This window comes from Klebsiella sp. 2-CIP_Kleb. (assembly GCF_050378715.1).
Lineage (GTDB): Bacteria > Pseudomonadota > Gammaproteobacteria > Enterobacterales > Enterobacteriaceae > Klebsiella > Klebsiella quasipneumoniae.
In genome coordinates, this window is the sequence record NZ_JBNRLG010000001.1 from 420,923 (window position 1) to 438,330 (window position 17,408).

General features: G+C 55.3%; 15 protein-coding genes and 2 pseudogenes. 7 read left to right on the forward strand and 10 right to left on the reverse strand.

Features of this window, described 5'->3' with window-relative positions:
• Positions 1-95 precede the first annotated feature (95 nt).
• Complete coding sequence (locus tag ACQUTP_RS02085; protein ID WP_285755974.1) at positions 96-821, forward strand: type 1 glutamine amidotransferase; 726 nt, start codon at positions 96-98, stop codon at positions 819-821.
• A gap of 214 nt (positions 822-1,035) precedes the next feature.
• Here the strand turns inward: ACQUTP_RS02085 and ACQUTP_RS02090 are convergent, their stop codons facing one another.
• Entirely contained in the window at positions 1,036-1,962 is a 927-nt protein-coding gene (locus ACQUTP_RS02090; RefSeq protein ID WP_004202518.1) for a LysR family transcriptional regulator, read from the reverse strand.
• 182 nt (positions 1,963-2,144) lie between these two features.
• Between ACQUTP_RS02090 and ACQUTP_RS02095 the strand changes: the two genes are divergently transcribed.
• The 3 genes from ACQUTP_RS02095 to ACQUTP_RS02105 all read left to right on the forward strand — a co-directional run bounded on the left by ACQUTP_RS02095 (position 2,145) and on the right by ACQUTP_RS02105 (position 5,659).
• Positions 2,145-3,308: a mandelate racemase/muconate lactonizing enzyme family protein gene (locus ACQUTP_RS02095; RefSeq protein ID WP_004202520.1), complete on the forward strand. Its 1,164-nt coding sequence runs from the start codon at positions 2,145-2,147 to the stop codon at positions 3,306-3,308.
• 76 nt (positions 3,309-3,384) lie between these two features.
• Positions 3,385-4,230 (forward strand): fumarylacetoacetate hydrolase family protein, encoded by an 846-nt coding sequence (locus tag ACQUTP_RS02100; RefSeq protein ID WP_080846730.1) that lies wholly within the window; start codon positions 3,385-3,387, stop codon positions 4,228-4,230.
• 85 nt (positions 4,231-4,315) lie between these two features.
• The gene (locus tag ACQUTP_RS02105; protein WP_004202526.1) at positions 4,316-5,659 is read left to right on the forward strand and encodes an MFS transporter; all 1,344 of its coding nucleotides are present in this window, start codon (positions 4,316-4,318) and stop codon (positions 5,657-5,659) included.
• A gap of 342 nt (positions 5,660-6,001) precedes the next feature.
• On the opposite strand, the pseudogene ACQUTP_RS02110 reads toward ACQUTP_RS02105, so the two are convergent.
• The 4 genes and pseudogenes from ACQUTP_RS02110 to ACQUTP_RS02125 form a co-directional block, all read right to left on the reverse strand.
• Positions 6,002-6,285: pseudogene (locus tag ACQUTP_RS02110) on the reverse strand (LysE family translocator); the annotation flags it as partial.
• Positions 6,279-6,899, reverse strand: coding sequence for a histidine phosphatase family protein (locus ACQUTP_RS02115; protein ID WP_004151880.1), 621 nt, complete (start codon positions 6,897-6,899; stop codon positions 6,279-6,281). The pseudogene ACQUTP_RS02110 and the gene ACQUTP_RS02115, both read right to left, overlap by 7 nt.
• 143 nt (positions 6,900-7,042) lie before the next feature.
• Positions 7,043-7,267, reverse strand: a complete 225-nt coding sequence (locus tag ACQUTP_RS02120; RefSeq protein ID WP_004202530.1) for a hypothetical protein — start codon at positions 7,265-7,267, stop codon at positions 7,043-7,045.
• A gap of 193 nt (positions 7,268-7,460) precedes the next feature.
• Positions 7,461-8,228 (reverse strand): AraC family transcriptional regulator, encoded by a 768-nt coding sequence (locus ACQUTP_RS02125; RefSeq protein ID WP_285755971.1) that lies wholly within the window; start codon positions 8,226-8,228, stop codon positions 7,461-7,463.
• 109 nt (positions 8,229-8,337) lie between these two features.
• Here ACQUTP_RS02125 and ACQUTP_RS02130 point away from each other — a divergent pair, with 109 nt between their 5' ends.
• Positions 8,338-9,129 carry a sulfite exporter TauE/SafE family protein gene (locus tag ACQUTP_RS02130; protein ID WP_192079834.1) on the forward strand — a complete coding sequence of 264 codons (792 nt, stop codon included), beginning with the start codon at positions 8,338-8,340 and terminating at the stop codon, positions 9,127-9,129.
• 101 nt (positions 9,130-9,230) lie between these two features.
• Here ACQUTP_RS02130 and puuE read toward each other — a convergent pair whose 3' ends face one another.
• From puuE to ACQUTP_RS02145, 3 genes and pseudogenes are all read right to left on the reverse strand, one after another.
• Positions 9,231-10,130 (reverse strand): allantoinase PuuE, encoded by a 900-nt coding sequence (gene puuE, locus ACQUTP_RS02135; protein ID WP_227694713.1) that lies wholly within the window; start codon positions 10,128-10,130, stop codon positions 9,231-9,233.
• Positions 10,048-10,919, reverse strand: a pseudogene (gene hpxA, locus ACQUTP_RS02140) (allantoin racemase). Before hpxA ends, puuE begins: the two are co-directional and overlap by 83 nt.
• Positions 10,919-11,635, reverse strand: coding sequence for a GntR family transcriptional regulator (locus tag ACQUTP_RS02145; RefSeq protein ID WP_002905523.1), 717 nt, complete (start codon positions 11,633-11,635; stop codon positions 10,919-10,921). Before ACQUTP_RS02145 ends, hpxA begins: the two are co-directional and overlap by 1 nt.
• A gap of 144 nt (positions 11,636-11,779) precedes the next feature.
• On the opposite strand from ACQUTP_RS02145, the gene ACQUTP_RS02150 reads away from it, so the two are divergent.
• On the forward strand, positions 11,780-13,276 hold the full coding sequence (locus ACQUTP_RS02150) for an NCS1 family nucleobase:cation symporter-1 (protein WP_428902338.1): 1,497 nt from the start codon (positions 11,780-11,782) through the stop codon (positions 13,274-13,276).
• A 101-nt stretch (positions 13,277-13,377) separates the two neighbouring features.
• Positions 13,378-14,688 (forward strand): guanine deaminase, encoded by a 1,311-nt coding sequence (gene guaD, locus ACQUTP_RS02155; RefSeq protein ID WP_080935689.1) that lies wholly within the window; start codon positions 13,378-13,380, stop codon positions 14,686-14,688.
• 130 nt (positions 14,689-14,818) lie between these two features.
• On the opposite strand, the gene ACQUTP_RS02160 is transcribed toward guaD, so the two are convergent.
• Both ACQUTP_RS02160 and ACQUTP_RS02165 read right to left on the reverse strand, forming a co-directional pair.
• Positions 14,819-15,760: a hypothetical protein gene (locus ACQUTP_RS02160; protein WP_064149999.1), complete on the reverse strand. Its 942-nt coding sequence runs from the start codon at positions 15,758-15,760 to the stop codon at positions 14,819-14,821.
• Positions 15,761-15,881: 121 nt separating this feature from the next.
• Positions 15,882-17,132, reverse strand: coding sequence for a sensor domain-containing diguanylate cyclase (locus tag ACQUTP_RS02165; RefSeq protein WP_285755968.1), 1,251 nt, complete (start codon positions 17,130-17,132; stop codon positions 15,882-15,884).
• Between the last annotated feature and the right edge of the window lie 276 nt (positions 17,133-17,408).

Genomic DNA, 17,408 nt, shown 5'->3' on the forward strand with positions numbered 1-17,408 from the left:
CATATCGAAACTGGAACCACCCGTAGAAGAGCCTTAGGCAATGGGTGCGTGACTTATCATTCTGATCATCAAAGATATTACAGGAGCTTAACCTCATGCGTGTACACTTTATCGTACATGAAAGTTTTGAATCCCCGGGCGCATATGAAACCTGGGCAATAAACCAGGGTCATGATGTAACTTACTCACGCGTCTATGCAGGCGATCGGCTACCTGCTGACGCCGTAGGCATCGATTTTCTTATCGTTATGGGCGGTCCGCAAGATCCGAACACAACGCTTGAAGCGTGCCCGCACTTTAATGCTAAAGCGGAACAGGCGCTGATTGCTTCCGCGGTTAAAACCGGTAAGGCGGTGATCGGTATTTGCCTGGGTTCACAGCTAATCGGTGAAGCGCTGGGCGCGCCCTTCTCTCATAGCCCGGAAAAAGAGATTGGTAAATTCCCGATTACATTGACCGAAGACGGCAGGAAGGATGAGATGTTCTCTCACTTTGGGAAAACACTGGCAGTGGGTCACTGGCATAACGATATGCCGGGTTTGACGCCAGAGGCCAAAATTATTGCTTACAGCGAAGGCTGTCCGCGGCAGATCGTTGCCTATTCAGACCGCGTCTTTGGTTTCCAGTGCCACATGGAGCTCACATGGGACGTTGTAGAGCGGCTGATCGCTCATTCTGAGAAAGACCTGAGCCGTGCAGCAGAATATCGTTTCGTTGACACGCCTGAAGCGCTCCGGGCGCACGATTACAGTAAAATGAATCAAGTACTTTTTGGCTTTTTGAATAAGCTGGAAGCACGTTACAAAGCAGCGCAAGCATAATGTCATGCTCGGTAAGTTTGTCATCGGTTTTGATTTTAGTCTCCGCTCCTGGCACAGAGCAGACAAGCTACCTGAGTTGAAGGTCCGCTATGAGCGAAAAGCGGCCATCGGATAGTGCTAGCTCTGCATGCAATGCCACGTCTTATGGGCTTCATGTTCTCTCACTTTTTTCTTATGATGGTGCAGTAAGAAATGCGTGAATATTTTCCGATTGTCAGATCTGGTCCTCTACGAAAATTTCCCACAACTCTTCTACAGCGCGGGACATCTTTGCTGCTGGGCGGAAAAGCCTGATGTCTATGGGTACCCAGAGCGCGCTCTCTTTCTTCGCCGCAACGGCAATGGAACCGGCATCAACATCCGGCGCTGCCAGCGTTTCCGGCAACCATGCGATGCCGTCACCGGCCCTGACCATGGCCAGTAATGTTGCAGCCAGATCGGCAGTGAATGCGATTTCCATTCCGCGTCTGGCACGGTTGACCTGCGAGGTGTTGGAAAGGATCCGGCCAAGGCCGGATTCAGCCGAATAGGACAGAAAAGGAAACTTTTTGCCGCCCGATGCATACCACATTGGCTCGCGGGTTGCCGGATCGCATCTGGAATAAGGCAATAATGTTTCCCGCCCGAGCCGAACACTGAAGTATTTCGACTGTTCAAGATTGATGCGCATATGAGGGTGGTAGTAACAAAGCAAAAACTGCGCGTCACCTTTGTCGATCATGCGTTCACAGGCACTCAGTGTGTCAGATAACAGGCGAAAAGAACCGAAGCGGGCGATTTTTTCGTTATTACGCATCAGTGCCGGGAAAAAAGAAAATGACAGAGAGTGCGTGGCGGAAAAAATAACATCCGGTCTGGTTTCTCCTGCGGCCTCTATAGATTCACTTCTCAAGGTATAAAGTGCGCGAATAAGTTCAGGGATCTGCGTAACGAATACTTCCCCGGCGCGCGTCAGGCTGACGCCCCGACGATTTCTTTCAAAAAGCGGCGTTCCAAGCCACTCTTCCAGCGAGACAATCCTCCGGCTGAATGCTGGCTGCGTCACATATCGTGAAGCTGCCGCACGGGAGAAATTCAGGGACTGTGCCAGCGCAACACAGTCCTCAAGCCAAGTTAACTCCAAGTGATGCCGATTTTGCATTACAGCCTGCCTCTTTGGCATTAGAACGAAATTTGTTAACTGCTTAGGATGGTATCAGACAGGACAACAAGGTCCCTGAACACTACGTTAGTGCATTATGCCGATAAATATACGGCATGACATAAAATATAGCGTAGGTAATTTAGTTAGATCGTATTTGACTGGAAACTGCCGGAGAGAACATGCGTATCCTTGACGTTGTAGAAATTACCAAGCCTATTGCTTCCCCTATCCGTAATGCTTACATCGATTTCAGCAAGATGACGGCCAGCCTGGTTGCCGTTGTGACAGACGTTGAGGTAGACGGACGTCGCGTAGTGGGATACGGCTTCAACTCTAACGGCCGTTACGGTCAGGGCGGCCTGATCCGTGAACGCTTCCGCAACCGTATCCTCGAAGCCGAACCAGAAAGCCTGCTGAATGCCAAAGGCGACAATCTGGATCCGCATAAGATCTGGGACGTCATGATGAGCAACGAAAAACCGGGCGGTCACGGCGAACGTTCAGTTGCGGTAGGTACGCTGGACATGGCCATCTGGGATGCAACCGCAAAAATTGCTAACAAGCCGCTGTTCCGCCTGCTGGCAGAAATGAAGGGCGTTGAGGCTAACCCGCGTGTTTTTGTCTACGCGGCGGGCGGTTACTATTACCCGGGTAAAGATCTGAGCGCGCTGCGTCAGGAGATGCGCGGTTATCTTAATCGCGGCTATAACGTTGTGAAGATGAAAATCGGTGGAGCGTCTCTGGAAGAGGACCGTCGCCGTATTGAGGCCGTCCTGGAGGAAATTGGCAGCGAAGCGCGTCTCGCCGTTGACGCCAATGGCCGCTTCGATCTGGAAACCGGTATTGCCTATGCGAAAATGCTGCGTGACTACCCGCTGTTCTGGTACGAAGAGGTCGGTGACCCACTGGATTACTCCCTGCAGGCCGCGCTGTCAGAGTTCTATCCCGGCTCAATGGCCACGGGTGAAAACCTTTTCTCCCATCAGGATGCGCGAAATCTGCTGCGCTATGGCGGCATGCGCCCGGATCGAGACTATCTGCAGTTTGACTGCGCACTCTCTTATGGTCTGGTTGAATATCTGCGCACGCTTGATGTGCTTGAGCAATTTGGCTGGTCACCGTCACGCTGCGTCCCTCATGGGGGTCACCAGATGTCCCTGAACATTGCCGCAGGCCTTGGCCTTGGTGGCAATGAAAGCTATCCCGATCTGTTCCAGCCTTACGGCGGTTTCCCTGACTCGGTGAAGGTGGAAGATGGCCATATCATCATGCCGGAACTGCCGGGTATCGGTTTTGAGGGTAAATCAGACCTTATCAAAGAAATGCGCGCGCTGGCTGTATAAGTCTCTGCTGACATCTCGTCTTGCTTAATTTAATAACGCCCTTCTGCGATGCGGAAGGGCGTAGCGGGAAAAATGTATGAAGCTTTTAAGTTATCTGACGCCTGATGGATATAAAAGTTACGGTATTTTACAGGGTGAGGGAGTTATTGACCTGAGAAGCCGGACAGATATTGATACTCCCGATTTGAAAATTTTTATCAGAGAAAAAGGGATCGCAGCAGCTGACGGATATATCAGCTATGAGCCGGATTATCAGCTTTCTGATATTACCTTCCTTCCTGTTATTGATAATCCGGGCAAAATACTTTGCGTCGGCATGAATTATCAGGCCAAACGCACTGAGTTTAGTATTACTTCGGATGCGCCTACCATATTCATCCGGTTCTCAGATTCTCAGACCGCTCATCTGGGCAACATCGTGAAGCCTGCGCTGAGCGATCAGCTCGATTATGAGGGTGAGCTTGTAATCATAATCGGAAAATCCGGCATAAACATCGCTGAGCAGGACGCTGCAGAATACATAGCGGGCTATTCCTGCTATATGGATGGCTCCGTGCGTGACTGGCAGCATACCTGGTTCACTGCCGGCAAAAATTGGAGCAAAACAGGTGGGTTCGGTCCCTGGCTGGTTACGTGTGATGAGGTCCCCGATCCGCAAAAGCTTCAGCTAAAAACCTGGCTTAATGGTGAAATTGTTCAGCAGGACAGTACAGCTAATATGGTTCATCCAATAAGCAAAATTATCAGTTATATGAGTACCTTTACACAGCTATCCCCGGGTGATGTTATTTTGACGGGCTCACCAGGCGGTGTTGGTCGTTCACGTAATCCGCAGGTATTTCTTAATGACGGCGATGTTATTGAAGTCGAAATTGAGTCAGTTGGTCGCCTGACTAATTACGTCGTTGCTGCTTCAAAATAATAAAAATATTTTATCTGACTGATATTTAAAAGGACCTGAAATCAGCATTTCCTCCCCTACATCTGCTCTAAATGAGGAAGTTATCATGAGTGATAATGCTCTTAAAGGTAATGCGCTTATCGGGAAAAAACGCTGGACAATAATACTCCCTGCAGTGTTTATCATGTATACCATTTCTTTCTTCGACCGGGTGAATATAGGCATGGCGCTGCCCCATATTACGGCCGAGATGGGGCTCAGCCCGGTAGAAGCTGGCTGGCTTGGCGGTGCATTTGCATGGGGCTACGTGGCGACGCAGTTTACCGCTGGCTGGCTGGCGCTTCGCTTTGGATCGCGAAGAATAATTGGCGTCAGCCTGTTTCTTTTTGGTGCCTGCGCCATGCTCACGGGTCTGACGCGTAACTTTGGTGAACTGGTTGCCATCCGTTTCTTCTTGGGACTTGCTGAAGGGCCGATTCAGGCAGCAACGGCGATGTTTCTGGCACAATGGTTTATGAAGCCAGAAAGGGGACGCGCATTTGGTATCTGGAACCTCAGCCTGGGGGCCGGTGCGTTTCTGGCCGGTCCAATATCGGGCTGGATCCTGGCACATCATGACTGGCGCATGATGATGGTCATTGAGGGGGCACCCGCGTGGCTGTTCTGCATCATCTGGTTTTATCTGGTACCTAAAAGTATTCAGGCTGCGAGCTGGCTCAGCGCCGAGGACCGGGATCATATCCAGAAAGACCTTGCGGCTGAGCAGTCAAACTATGTGAAGGAGAAATCTGACCCCTGGTGGACCATTATCAAAATACCGGCACTCTGGCTGATGTTAATCGGCTATTCCCTGCACAGCATGCTGGCATACGGCTTTACGCTCTGGCTGCCGACGGCACTTAAGGGGTATGGAACGCTCAGTGAATTCATAGTCGGTCTAATCAGCGGAATGCCTTTCCTGATGACCATGGTGGGCATCTGGTATATCACCCGGCGGTCAGATAAATACAACCAGGAACGGCGGCTGCATGCCGCTATTCCCACCGTGTTGTGCGGTATCGCGTTGTCAGCCGCGGCTTTTGTTCCGCTGTCTTACTACTGGGTGCAGATAGCCCTGTTCATGTTTGTCGGCCTGACAATGAAGATGCTTGTGCCGTTGGTTTACGTCCGGTTGACGGAAATCCTCCCGACAAAGAAAGCGGTCCCTGCGGTGGCATTTGTAGGTGCATGCAGCAACTTTATTGGTCAGTTTGGCGGACCGCTTGTTGCCGGCTACCTGAAGCACCTGGGGGGCGGTACTGACATGACGCTCGCATGGAGCGTACTGGGTCTGTTCTCAATCGTGGGGGGAGTACTGTTTGCCCTGGCCGTGGGACGTGAGGAAAGCGTCTGGGACATCAGGCAGGCATTCCGGGTTACTTCCCGCAGGACGATTTCCGCGCGGGAATAGAATGCAGAACCTGCCCCTGCCTATGGGGCAGGCAGACATTTTTATAATCACTGACGTTTATTAATCAGGAGTGCGATGTGAGGTTATATATCAGAGAATCTCTGGCGGCATATACAGGCGCCGGGCTCGTACTCAGGCGGGAAGAGCAGATCAGAATCAATTACGCATAATGAATGAACTTTACGCAAGATTGAATCCATTCCGGTAATAGAGTGTGCCTGATACCCTGGGTATAACTGATGTTATGCAACGTCCGCTTCTGGCACAGAGCGGATGAACCAACTGAGGTTAAGAGCCAGTCGGAGCGGAAAGCGGACAGCGGGTTTACAGGTTGTGTATACCTTAACGGGCTGATGTCGATAATATGCCGGCCCGCTAAACATCATGCGGATGACAACGCCTGTACACCGTTCCTGCCATTTGATATCGCCCGGGTGTTAAGAGCCGTTTCCAAACGTCCTTGATGCCAATGCGACTGAACCCAGGGAAACCATTCCAGCCCGCTTTTGAATACTCCCCAGAACAAGCAATTGCAACCAGACAGGACCCGCGACGGGAACGACAAACTGAGGAAGAACAGCAAACATGAACAGCAGGAATCTGGGGTAAGTCAGACTGTTTAATCCAGGTGACGTAAATGCGTCGCGATCCCCCATTTTAGGGCGGTACATCTTCCATTAATCAGTTCGAACACGGAGTAACTCGCGTTGGGTTGTGCATACCGGTGAAAATCATCCACAGCACCACTTTTTAGCATCGCAAGCACACCCTGAATGACCTGTCCGTGAGACACAATACATATTGTTCGATGATGACGTTTTTTTTCCAGATTGGTTAAAAAATGCATAATTCGCTGCGAAGCATGTGAGAGAGACTCACCCTCTGGCGGACAATACTCTGCATCAAGGTTGAATAACGCTTCTGCGGCGTCTGGATTATTCTGCAGGAGCTCTATGGTTGTCATACCTTCAAACTGACCAAAAGCCTGTTCTTTCAGAGCTGGTTCAGCTATCAGTGAACAATGAAAACTCTCCGCCAGGCGCTGTCCCATTTGCCAGGCCCGGCCAAGCGGAGAAGCGTAAACACATTCTACCCGGTAATCACTCGCTACAAACGCTGCCAGCAAGGCTGCTGTTTGACGCTCCCCACGAAGCGTCAAGGCGCTATCACTGTGTCCCTGAATAATACCTTTTACATTCCACTCTGTTTCCGCGTGTCGAACCAGTATTACTTGCATCATTGAAGGGTCACATATGCTGTTGTTTAAAATGTTACAAACTAAAAACACCCCGTTTATATGCTGGCAAGTTCTCAGCTCTCAACGAAAAACAGGAACACGTGTCGCTTACACGGATTATGTTCAGTAGCCCCTGCCGGCGGCCTCTATCTCAGTAAAACCTGAATCAGCTGTACGAAGATATACACTCCCGCTACCACTTGTATGATCCGAAAACCCCATCTGAAATAACGCCATTGATAACGTTCTCTGGCATCAGCCGCTTCAATGGCAGGATCAAAACGTTTTCTTTTCCTGGTTCTGAATGTATCGAATACCCACAGGACGAGAATGAAGATGATGATGACTTTTTCAAAGATTAGATGGTTCACAAAGAGAGATTCCGGTCTTCTCATGGTTACAGGCAGAATAGATAAACCGCATCGAGGTAGCCACCACTAAATGTTGGGGTACCTGAAGACGCAAGCCAGGTGTCTGTCTTATGGCTGCGTTAATGCATAGCAACGCCATGAAAGTGACATTCATTGCCGACACATGCTGCCGGGAGCCCCCTTCCCCTGAGCATCAGGCTGGATGATAAAACGACGGCGGTTGCCCGGTCACGCGGCGGAACATGGTGGCGAAAGAGGACGCATTGTCGTATCCAAGGGATAAGGCCACTTCGTTCACCGGTTTCCCTGCTATCAACCATGCCAGGGCGCTCACCACGCAGGCTCGCTGTCGCCAGGCGGAAAATGACAGGCCCAGCTGCTTCAGGAAATGGCGACGAAAGGTACTGGGACTCATAAACAGCGCCCCGGCCCAGCGCGCCGCAGGATCATGGATAGTGGGGTTAAGCAAAAAAGCCTGACAAAGCGCCAGCAGCGCCGGATGCTGCGGCAACGGAATATCAAATTCGCGGACCGGCATGGCGGCCAGTTCCAGCAACATCAACTGTATCAGCATGCGATCGCGTGGGCTGTCGTACAACGGTGGTAAATCTACAGCCTCCAGCAGTAGCTGGCGCAACAGCGGCGAGACGCTGATCACTTCGCAACGCCGGTGTTTAATGCAAGCGGCCACACAATCTGGCTCAATATACAAGCTGCGCGTGGTCACCCCCGCAAATCTGACGGCGTGCACGGTTTCAGGGGGGATCCAGACAGCATGTTGCGGAGGAACCACCCATTCTCCGTCCTGCGTAGTGACATACATCAGTCCGGTCGCGCCGTACAGCAGCTGTGCGCGACGATGCTGGTGCAAGGGCAGAATATACCCTTGCGCATAGTCATTGCCTAACGCCACCACTTCGCGATCGAGCCGATCGACCTCGTCAATTTTTACGTTGCGCACACCTGTCTCCCTTTGACCGATTTACAAAGGTAATTGAGCGCTGTGCAAATGGGAAGCTGTACGCGACCGGTATAAGCTGCTCGCTCATTTTCAGGGCGGGGATATTCTGTTGAATGATATCGTTATTATTGCAATGGCAGGCTTTACTACCGGTATTACCACGGTGCTGTTCGGCTTCGGGGGCGGCTTTGTGGTGGTGCCCTTTGTCTATCAACTGATGCTCCGCCAGCCGGAACTCACGGAAAACGCTATGCACGTCGCGGTGGCTACCTCAACGGCGGTGATGATATTTAACGCCGGCTGGATCAGCTATCGTAACTGGCGGGCGGGCAAGCTTGCCGCACAGACGCTGTTTCCGTTGATATGGTTTATTGCCATTGGGGCAGTAGTGGGCTCCTGTCTGGCGGGGATATTTAGCGAGAATATCGTTCGCGCGCTGTTTATTCTCTATATGCTGGCAACCATCAGCGATTGTTTGTTGCGCAAGGGATTTTTCACGGGCAGCGCTCGGCGTCGGCTGTCACTGCCAATGGTCACCGGCGGCGGTGTGGTTATCGGTACGATTGCCGCATTGCTGGGCGTGGGCGGCAGCGTCATGACGGTGCCCCTGCTACGGCGACACGGGTATGCGATGCAGGAGTGCGTTAGCGCATCCAACCCGCTTTCTTTGCCCGTGGCGCTATGCGGCGCTGTGACCTATGCCATCATTGGCTGGCACACCATTCCGTTGAGCGGATTTCTGGGTTTTATCAGCCTGAAAATTCTAGGCCTGCTCGTCCTGACCGGCTGGGCCGGGATAGCGTTTAGCCGCCGGGCTATCCCTGCGGTACCGGATGTATGGTATGCACGCATCTATGTCCTGCTACTGTTCCTGGTACTCCTCGCCATGCTGATTCAATAATCACGATTCATCACGGCGTCTTTCAGGGTTTATCGGTGCAAGAGTCGCGATCGGGCGATGCCCTCTCCCCGGGGAGAGGGCCAGGATAAGGGGGCAGCAAGCTACCCGCGATACGGATGAACCTCGCGCCAGTGGTCGGCGATTTGCTGCCGGGTGCAGACCCACACCTTGTCGTGCTGCTGGATATAGTCGAGGAATCGCTGCAGCGCGCGGAAACGCCCCGGACGCCCAAGCAGCCGGCAGTGCATCCCCACGGACATCATCTTCGGCGCAGTGTCTCCCTCGGCGTACAGTACGTCAAAGCTGTCTTTCAGATAGGTATAAAACTGCTCCGCGGTATTGAACCCCTGGGCGGTGGCAAAGCGCATGTCGTTGGCGTCAAGAGTATAAGGCACGATCAGGTGCGGCCGCTGGCTGCCGTCGCTGCAGGCCACTTCGCTCCAGAAGGGTAAATCATCACCGTAATAATCACTGTCATAGTCAAAGCCGCCGTGCTCCACCACCAGCTGGCGGGTGTTGGGACTGTCGCGGCCGGTATACCAGCCGGTGGGCGGCTTGCCGAACAGGTCGGTCAGCACCTGCACCGCTTTGTGCAGATGCTCGCGCTCCTCGGCGATATCCATGTGCTGATAGTGGATCCAGCGCCAGCCGTGGCTGACCACATCGTAATCCGCGGCCTTGATTGCCGCCACAATCTCCGGATGGCGCGCCAGCGCCATCGCCACGCCGAAAACCGTCAGCGGCAGCCCTCGCTGGCTGAATTCGCGATGGATGCGCCAGAACCCGGCCCGACTGCCGTACTCATAGAGCGAGTCCATCGACATATGACGCGCCGGATAGCTGGCGGCGCCGATGATATCGGACAGGAACTGTTCCGAACCCGCATCGCCGTGCAGGACGTGATTCTCAGCGCCTTCCTCATAGTTGAGGACGAACTGCACCGCGATCCGCGCCCCGCCCGGCCAGCGCGCGTGCGGCGGCTGCCCTGCATAACCTCGCAGATCGCGAGGATAGTGTTCCTGGTTCTCAACCATCTTCTGCCCCTTTTAAAATGGATTTAACGACTGAAACTGCCCGCTTAACGCCTTTTTCTCCGGGAACGCTAAGTCCCCGTGCTTGCTGGTCGCCAGGCCCAGCGCGACCAGCGACTCCACCATCTTCACCGCCGCGCTGACGCCATCGATCACCGGCACCCGCAGCTCGCGGGTCAGCTCCTGCGCCAGGGTCGCCATCCCGCCGCAGCCAAGGACTATCGCCCCGCTGCCATCCTCTTTCAGCGCGCGAATGCAGCGCTCGCGCACTTTCTCCTGCGCCAGGCCACTGCCGTCTTCCAGCGCAAGCACCGGCAAATCAATGGCGTGCAGCGCCGCGCAGTGTTGATGAAATCCGTACTGGTGCAGTAAATGACGGGCGATGATCAGCGTGCGCGGCAGCGTGGTCACAATGGAGAAACGGGTGGCGACCATCGTCGCCATATGCATCGCCGCTTCCGCAATGCCGATCACCGGCCCCTGGGCCAGTTCGCGCGCTGCCAGCAGCCCCGGGTCGCCGAAGCAGGCGATCACATGTCCATCCACCCCCTGCTCGCGTCCGGCCCTGATCTGCTCCAGCACACCGACCGCTGCGATGGCTTCGTCAAAATGGCCCTCAATTGACGGCACGCCGGCGCGGGGACAGACCGCAAGGATCTCGGTGCCCGGCGCGGCGACCGCGCGCGCGGCGGCGCCTATCGTTTCGGTCATCGCCAGGCTGGTGTTGGGGTTTATCACTTGTATACAAACAGAAGACATCACGACTCCTTGTGACCGGCGAACAGCCGGGAAAAATCGGGCAGGCTGACGCCATCGCGCTCGAAGCACAGGCTGGCGACAATATGATCAAAATGGTGCATCAGCGCCTCGCTGAGCGGCTGCAGGGCTTTATCCCGCAGCAAACCGACCAGCTGCTGGTGATCGTCGCAGCGACAGCCCTGGCGCCAGGGTGCGCCCCAGGCGGCAATCACTAACGAGGAGCGCTGGCTGAGGCGGGTCACCATCTCAGTGAGCACCGGGTTGCCGGAGATAGCCTGCAGCTGAATGTGAAAGTCAGCGGAGTGGCGGATGGCCGCCGGGCCGTCGTGCGCCTCATGAGCCTGCTGCTCACGCTGAATAATGTTCTCCAGCGCCGCCAGATGCGGCGGCTGACAGCGCGCGATCACATCGGGCAGATTCGCGACCTCAAGCAGCGCCCGGGTGCGAAAGATCGCCTGGGACTCTTCCACGCTCGGGCTGGTGACGTGTGCACCACGTTTGGGCGTTAATGTGACCAGTTGCACAGCGGCGAGTCGTTGCAGCACTTTTCTGATGCCGGTGCGGCTCACGGCGAACACTTCCGCCAGCGCCTCTTCCGGCAGTTTGCTGCCCGGCGGCAGCTGATGTTCGACGATAGCCGTCATCAGCGCCTGGTAAATGCTTTCGTCCTTATCCTGCAGCGCTGGCGCGGCCTGGAGACGATGTTCATTATTCATTAACCCACTCCGGTTTCACTTATCGATAGCAGATCGTATACATAAAATTTATTTTTTGTATACAAGATTCATCATTCTGGCCTGGATCCTGCAATAGCCTCAGCAATCCATATCAAAGGGTTTTCATTCAGAGGAGCAGGTTTCATGCCACATTCATCCCACACGCAGCAGACGAAGACTCACGAGGCGGCCGCCAGCTACAGTCCGCGGCTATGTAATGACGATCTGGCGCCCACCCGCGACCAGAACTGGAGCTGGTACAATATCTTTTCATTCTGGATGTCGGACGTGCACAGCATGGGCGGCTACGTGGTGGCGGCAAGCTTTTTTACGCTTGGGCTGGCCAGCTGGCAGGTTTTGCTCTGCCTGCTGGTGGGCATCTGTATTGTGCAGCTGTGCGCTAACCTGGTGGCGAAGCCCAGCCAGATGGCCGGGGTGCCTTACGCGGTGATCTGTCGTCAGGCGTTCGGTGTCTTCGGCGCCAATATCCCCGCGGTGATCCGCGGGCTAATCGCCTTCGCCTGGTACGGTATTCAAACCTATCTGGCGGCGAACGCCCTGATGCTGGTCCTGCTCAAGTTCTGGCCCTCCCTTGCCGCGCTGACCAGCAGCAGTTTCCTCGGGCTGTCGACGCTCGGCTGGCTCTGCTTCGCCACCATGTGGCTGCTGCAGGCGATGGTGTTCTGGCACGGCATGAACGCCATCAAGCGTTTTATCGATATCGCCGGTCCGGCGGTGTATGTGGTGATGCTGGCCCTGGCCGGCTGGATTGTATGCAAGACCGGTCTGGATGGGATCTCCTTTACCCTCGCCAGCAAATCCCTCAGCGCCGGCGAGCAGACCTGGCAGATGATCACCGCCACGGCGCTGGTCGTCTCTTACTTCTCCGGGCCGCTGCTTAACTTCGGCGACTTTTCCCGCTACGGCAAAAGCATGGGCGAGATCCGCCGCGGCAACCGCTGGGGGCTGCCGTTCAACTTCCTGCTGTTCTCGGTGGTCACCGTGGTGATAGTCTCCGGCACCCAGTCGCTGTTCGGCAAAATGATCACCGACCCAATTGAAACCGTCAGCCGCGTGGGCAACGATCTGGCGGTGGCCATCGGCCTGCTGACCATGATCACCGCCACTATCGGCATCAATATCGTGGCTAACTTCGTCTCGCCAGCCTTCGATTTTTCCAACTGCGCGCCGCAGAAAATCAGCTTCCGCGCCGGCGGGATGATCGCCGCGGTGGGCTCGATACTCCTGACGCCGTGGAACCTGTTTAACTCACCGGAGCTGATCCACTATACCCTCGACGTGCTGGGCGCCTTTATTGGCCCGCTGTTTGGCATCCTGATCGCCGACTTCTATCTGATCAAACGCGGCCGGGTGTCGGTGGACGACCTGTTTGACGATACGCCGAAGGGTAAATACTGGTACCGCAACGGCTTTAACCCGAAAGCCATTGCCGCCCTGCTGCCATCGGTGGGCCTGGGGCTGATTATCAGCTTTATTCCGGCCCTGCATGAAGTGGCGAACTTCAGCTGGTTTATCGGCGTCTTCCTCGGCGCGACCACCTACCGCTGGCTGGCTCGCTACGAGCGCGAAGTGCAGGCGAAAGCCGCCTTCCGCTCCGGCGCGGTGGCGCAAAAAGAGTAACCTTCCCCTTCTGCCGCGGCGTCTGGCCGCGGCAGGCTGCAAACTGGCACCAATCTTGCTGTTTATCACTATTCCCAGAGCGTTAAGAGAAGGCAGGTTCGATGATGGATTACCAGACCGCGGTGCGCGGTGCATTTTTTGATATCGCCGGCGTGGCGGAGACCCCGGATGAGGTGGCCGCCCACGCCCGCTATCTCGATGATGGCCTGTTGTTCTTACAGGACGGGAAAATTGTCGCGCTCCTGCCATGGCGGGAGGGTGAAGCCTTTCTGCATCCGCTGAAGGGCTATGTCGACCTGCGGGGCAAGCTGCTGTTGCCGGGGTTCGTCGATGCCCACGTCCACTATCCGCAGACCGAGATGATCGGCGCCTTTGGCGAACAGCTACTGGAGTGGCTTACCACTTACACCTTCCCGGTGGAGAGCCAGTTTGCCAATGCGGAGTATGCCCAGGAGATAGCGCAGTTTTTTGTAAATCAATTGATAAGCCATGGAACCACCACCGCGCTGGTGTTTTGTACCCTGCATCCGGCCTCGGTGGAGGCGTTATTCAGCGAAGCGCTGCGCCTCAATATGCGCCTGATCGCCGGGAAAGTGATGATGGATCGCCATGTGCCCGACTATCTGTGCGAAACTGCCGGAGAGAGCTACGAGCAGACCCGGGCGCTGATCCGCCGCTGGCATCAGCGCGGCAGGCTGGGATATGCCATCACCCCGCGCTTTGCTCCCACCTCGACGCCGGCGTTGCTGGAGGCGGTGCAGCGCCTGCGGGCCGAGTTTCCCGATACCTGGCTGCAGACGCATCTCAGTGAAAACCGCGAGGAGATCGCCTGGGTTAAACAGCTGTGGCCGGAGCATGCGCACTATCTGGATGTCTATCATCACTATCAGCTCACCGGCGAACGCAGCGTATTTGCTCACGGGATCCATCTTGATGATGCCGAGTGGCAGTGCCTGCATGACACCGGTTCCGCAGTCGCCTTCTGTCCGACCTCGAATCTGTTTCTCGGCAGCGGGTTGTTTCGCCTGCCCGCCTGCTGGCAGCACCAGGTGCGGATGGGTATCGGCAGCGACGTCGGGGCCGGGACCACCTTCAGCATGCTGCGGACGCTGGGCGAGGCCTACAAGGTAGGACAATTGCAGAGCTATCGCCTGCGCGCCAGCGAGGCCTTCTATCACGCCACCCTCGGAGGCGCGCGCGCCCTGCGGCTGGAAGAGAAGATTGGCAATTTTCAGCCGGGCAAAGAGGCCGACTTTGTGGTGATTGACCCGGCGGTCACTCCGCTGCAGCGTCTGCGGATGGGCCGCTGCCATGATATTTATGAGCAGCTGTTCGTACTGATGACCCTGGGTGATGAGCGTAATATCAGCGAGACGTGGGTGAACGGCGAGCGGGTGTGGTGTCAGGATTAACCCTCACCCTGGCCCTCACACTGGGGGGAGAGGAAACCGTCTGGCTGCGGGGACGGTTATGGACCCCCTTCGCCCTGGTCTCTCCCGGGGGTAAGAAGGCGCTGGCCGGCGGCAGCTGGGTTAATGGCCTTCAAAAACTCATCGCCAGTCCAACGCCATAGCCCGTGGTGTTATTGCCGAACATATAGCGCGCCACCAGCCGGGTGCGGGTGATAAAGACCGGGTATTTACTGCTGTCCAGCTCGAGGCCAATCCCCAGCGACGTTAAACCGGAGAAGCCCAGCGCCCCTCGCTGTTCGCCCAGATATGCAGTATGCGCCCCCTCCAGCACGTAGCGCAGCGGATTGCCCAGCAGCGTCCAGTCAGCGATCGGCGCGCGGCGGCGCAGATACAGACCGAGATTCTCCGCGCTGGCCTCCCCCTGCACCACCTCGGCGCTGCTGCCGAAACTTTGCAGTTGCATATAGGAGTAACGCAGCTCGGCATCAATATCCTGGGTGGCGGAGAAGCGTTCATAATCCAGCATCAGCGCCCCGCCGAGCCCCCATGCATTGAACCGACCGCCGTCGAGGAACTGCAGATCGGCGTTGGTTTTTCGCTCAATTACCCAGCTGCCGAGGCGCGCATCGCTGGCCAGGGTGCCGAGCATCACATTGACGATCGGCCGCAGCACCAGGTTGCCGCCAAAGCGATCCCGGTGCAGCGAAAAATCCCAGCCGACGCCGCCGGTGGTGGTCAGGCTGTTCCACTTGGTGGGCACATTCCGCGTCTGTTCGCCATTGCTGACCACAAAACGCGGGTCGTAACGGCTGTAGCCCATCGTTCCTTCGAGATAGAGAGGAAACGACTCGCTCAGGGTCGCCCCGCCGCCAAACTGAGTAATGGCCAGGTTGTGTTTGTCGTTGCTCCCGGAGCCAATATTGAGATCGCTGGCGGTCACGTCGGGGACCACGGTATAGCTCATCAGGGTCAGGACAGCATCGGCACGCTGCTTGATGGCGTGACCGTTCGCCGCCAGCGTCGCCGGCGCAGAAAGAAAAACTACCGACAGGACAACGAGAAAACGCACCATGAGTCGCATGCCACCTCAGCCGCAGGCAAACAAGATTACCGCCCAAATCAGCAGGCAGGACTCCCCTGAGTATAGCCGGCGAGTCTGCCTGCGCATCAGACGGCGATAAATAGCGCCACCTCTATTCTGACCGCCCGGAATGGGCCGCTACGTTTTCCGACGGCAAGCGCGTTACCCGGTTGCGCCCGTCATTTTTCGCCGCATACAGCGCTTTATCGACGCGGTAAAACAGCTGATCAATCGCTTCGCCATCATGATGCTCGGCAACGCCAATGCTGACGGTGACCGACAGCGTCTGATATTCGCTGATCGCCTGACGGATAGCCTCCGCCACCATCAGCGCGCGGGCGATCGGCGAATGAGGCAAAAAGAGCAGAAACTCCTCGCCTCCCCAGCGATATATCTTATCTTCGCGGTCCACCGAGGTTTCCAGAATGCGGGAGATCACCAACAGGACTTCATCGCCTTTTTGATGACCGTGAATATCATTAATACTTTTGAAATGATCGATATCGATTAACAGCAGACAAAAGCCATGGCCGATAAACGACGGCGCATCGACGAGCCGGTAAAATTCGCGGCGATTGAGCAGTCCGGTTAAGGGATCGTGGGCGGCGGAAAATTCCAGCTCTTTTTTCAGAAGCACTTCTTCGGTGATATCGTGAATGATGCATAACATCAGCCGAATATTATATAGCACCACCGGCCCGGCATAGGTTTGAACATGGCGCAGCGAGCCGTCAGCCAGAATATGAGTAAAATTAAGCGGCTTATGCCCGCCGGGCATATTGGCAATGTTATTCATAATAGGGATCACATCCCGGCCCAGGGTATTAATTTGCCAGGTATGTTTATTGCGCATTTCCTCATCGGAATAATGATAAAAGCGCAGTGCGGCAATATTGGCATCGACAATCAGGCCCTCTTTCTGAGGATCGATCAACAGCATTGGCGCGGTATTGGTCATAAAAAAACGGGCAAAAAAACCATTGTTACGCCGCTGGTAGCGGCGGGAGCCGGTATGAATCGACTGATTTTGCGCGAGCAGCTTCACCGCTTCAAATAACAGTAAGGGGCCGCAGTCCTCGGTCTCGACCAGGGTAGTTTTACAATATACCGACTGCAACCCTTTGGCGGTCTGCAGCGTCCAGACTTCAAATATCTCAGTCATCGCGTCGAGATAGCGCAGATAATGCTGCAGCTGCGTTTCCGGGCAGGTGGAATAGATACCGTTGCGCATCTCCTTCAGCGACATATCGCCGCTCAGCGTCCGGGAAGCCTGATTGGCATAGACCACACACTCTGTAAAAGGATGGACTACCCAGATCGGCGTGCTTAATACATCAAAAACAGCCAGCTCTTTTAATAACATACAGGCCCCAAACCGACCCACTCCCGGCGCGGAACGGCACATTATTCAGTGCAGCCCTGACGCTGGCACAAAGTGATAGCAAAAAGTCATCGAGTAAACGTCATTACGCGCGTGCGCGGCAAGTATAGTCGGTTACAGGCCCAGCGACGCCCATCCGGAGCGACTTTGCGCACGGTTTAACCGACAAAGACGACACTGCCTTTATTATTAATTTTATTTCAATAGCATAGCAGCAATGCCAGAACAGGTAGTCGCTTTTGATCACAGACTGTGTAT

Excerpts from the sequence above, each read along its gene's own strand:
- ACQUTP_RS02090 (WP_004202518.1), bottom strand. The coding sequence starts at position 1,962 with ATGCAAAATCGGCATCACTTGGAGTTAACTTGGCTTGAGGACTGTGTT.
- guaD (WP_080935689.1), top strand. The coding sequence starts at position 13,378 with ATGATGGATTACCAGACCGCGGTGCGCGGTGCATTTTTTGATATCGCC.
- ACQUTP_RS02115 (WP_004151880.1), bottom strand. The coding sequence starts at position 6,899 with ATGATGCAAGTAATACTGGTTCGACACGCGGAAACAGAGTGGAATGTA.
- ACQUTP_RS02145 (WP_002905523.1), bottom strand. The coding sequence starts at position 11,635 with ATGAATAATGAACATCGTCTCCAGGCCGCGCCAGCGCTGCAGGATAAG.
- ACQUTP_RS02100 (WP_080846730.1), top strand. The coding sequence starts at position 3,385 with ATGAAGCTTTTAAGTTATCTGACGCCTGATGGATATAAAAGTTACGGT.
- ACQUTP_RS02150 (WP_428902338.1), top strand. The coding sequence starts at position 11,780 with ATGCCACATTCATCCCACACGCAGCAGACGAAGACTCACGAGGCGGCC.
- ACQUTP_RS02085 (WP_285755974.1), top strand. The coding sequence starts at position 96 with ATGCGTGTACACTTTATCGTACATGAAAGTTTTGAATCCCCGGGCGCA.
- ACQUTP_RS02105 (WP_004202526.1), top strand. The coding sequence starts at position 4,316 with ATGAGTGATAATGCTCTTAAAGGTAATGCGCTTATCGGGAAAAAACGC.
- ACQUTP_RS02165 (WP_285755968.1), bottom strand. The coding sequence starts at position 17,132 with ATGTTATTAAAAGAGCTGGCTGTTTTTGATGTATTAAGCACGCCGATC.
- ACQUTP_RS02095 (WP_004202520.1), top strand. The coding sequence starts at position 2,145 with ATGCGTATCCTTGACGTTGTAGAAATTACCAAGCCTATTGCTTCCCCT.
- ACQUTP_RS02160 (WP_064149999.1), bottom strand. The coding sequence starts at position 15,760 with ATGGTGCGTTTTCTCGTTGTCCTGTCGGTAGTTTTTCTTTCTGCGCCG.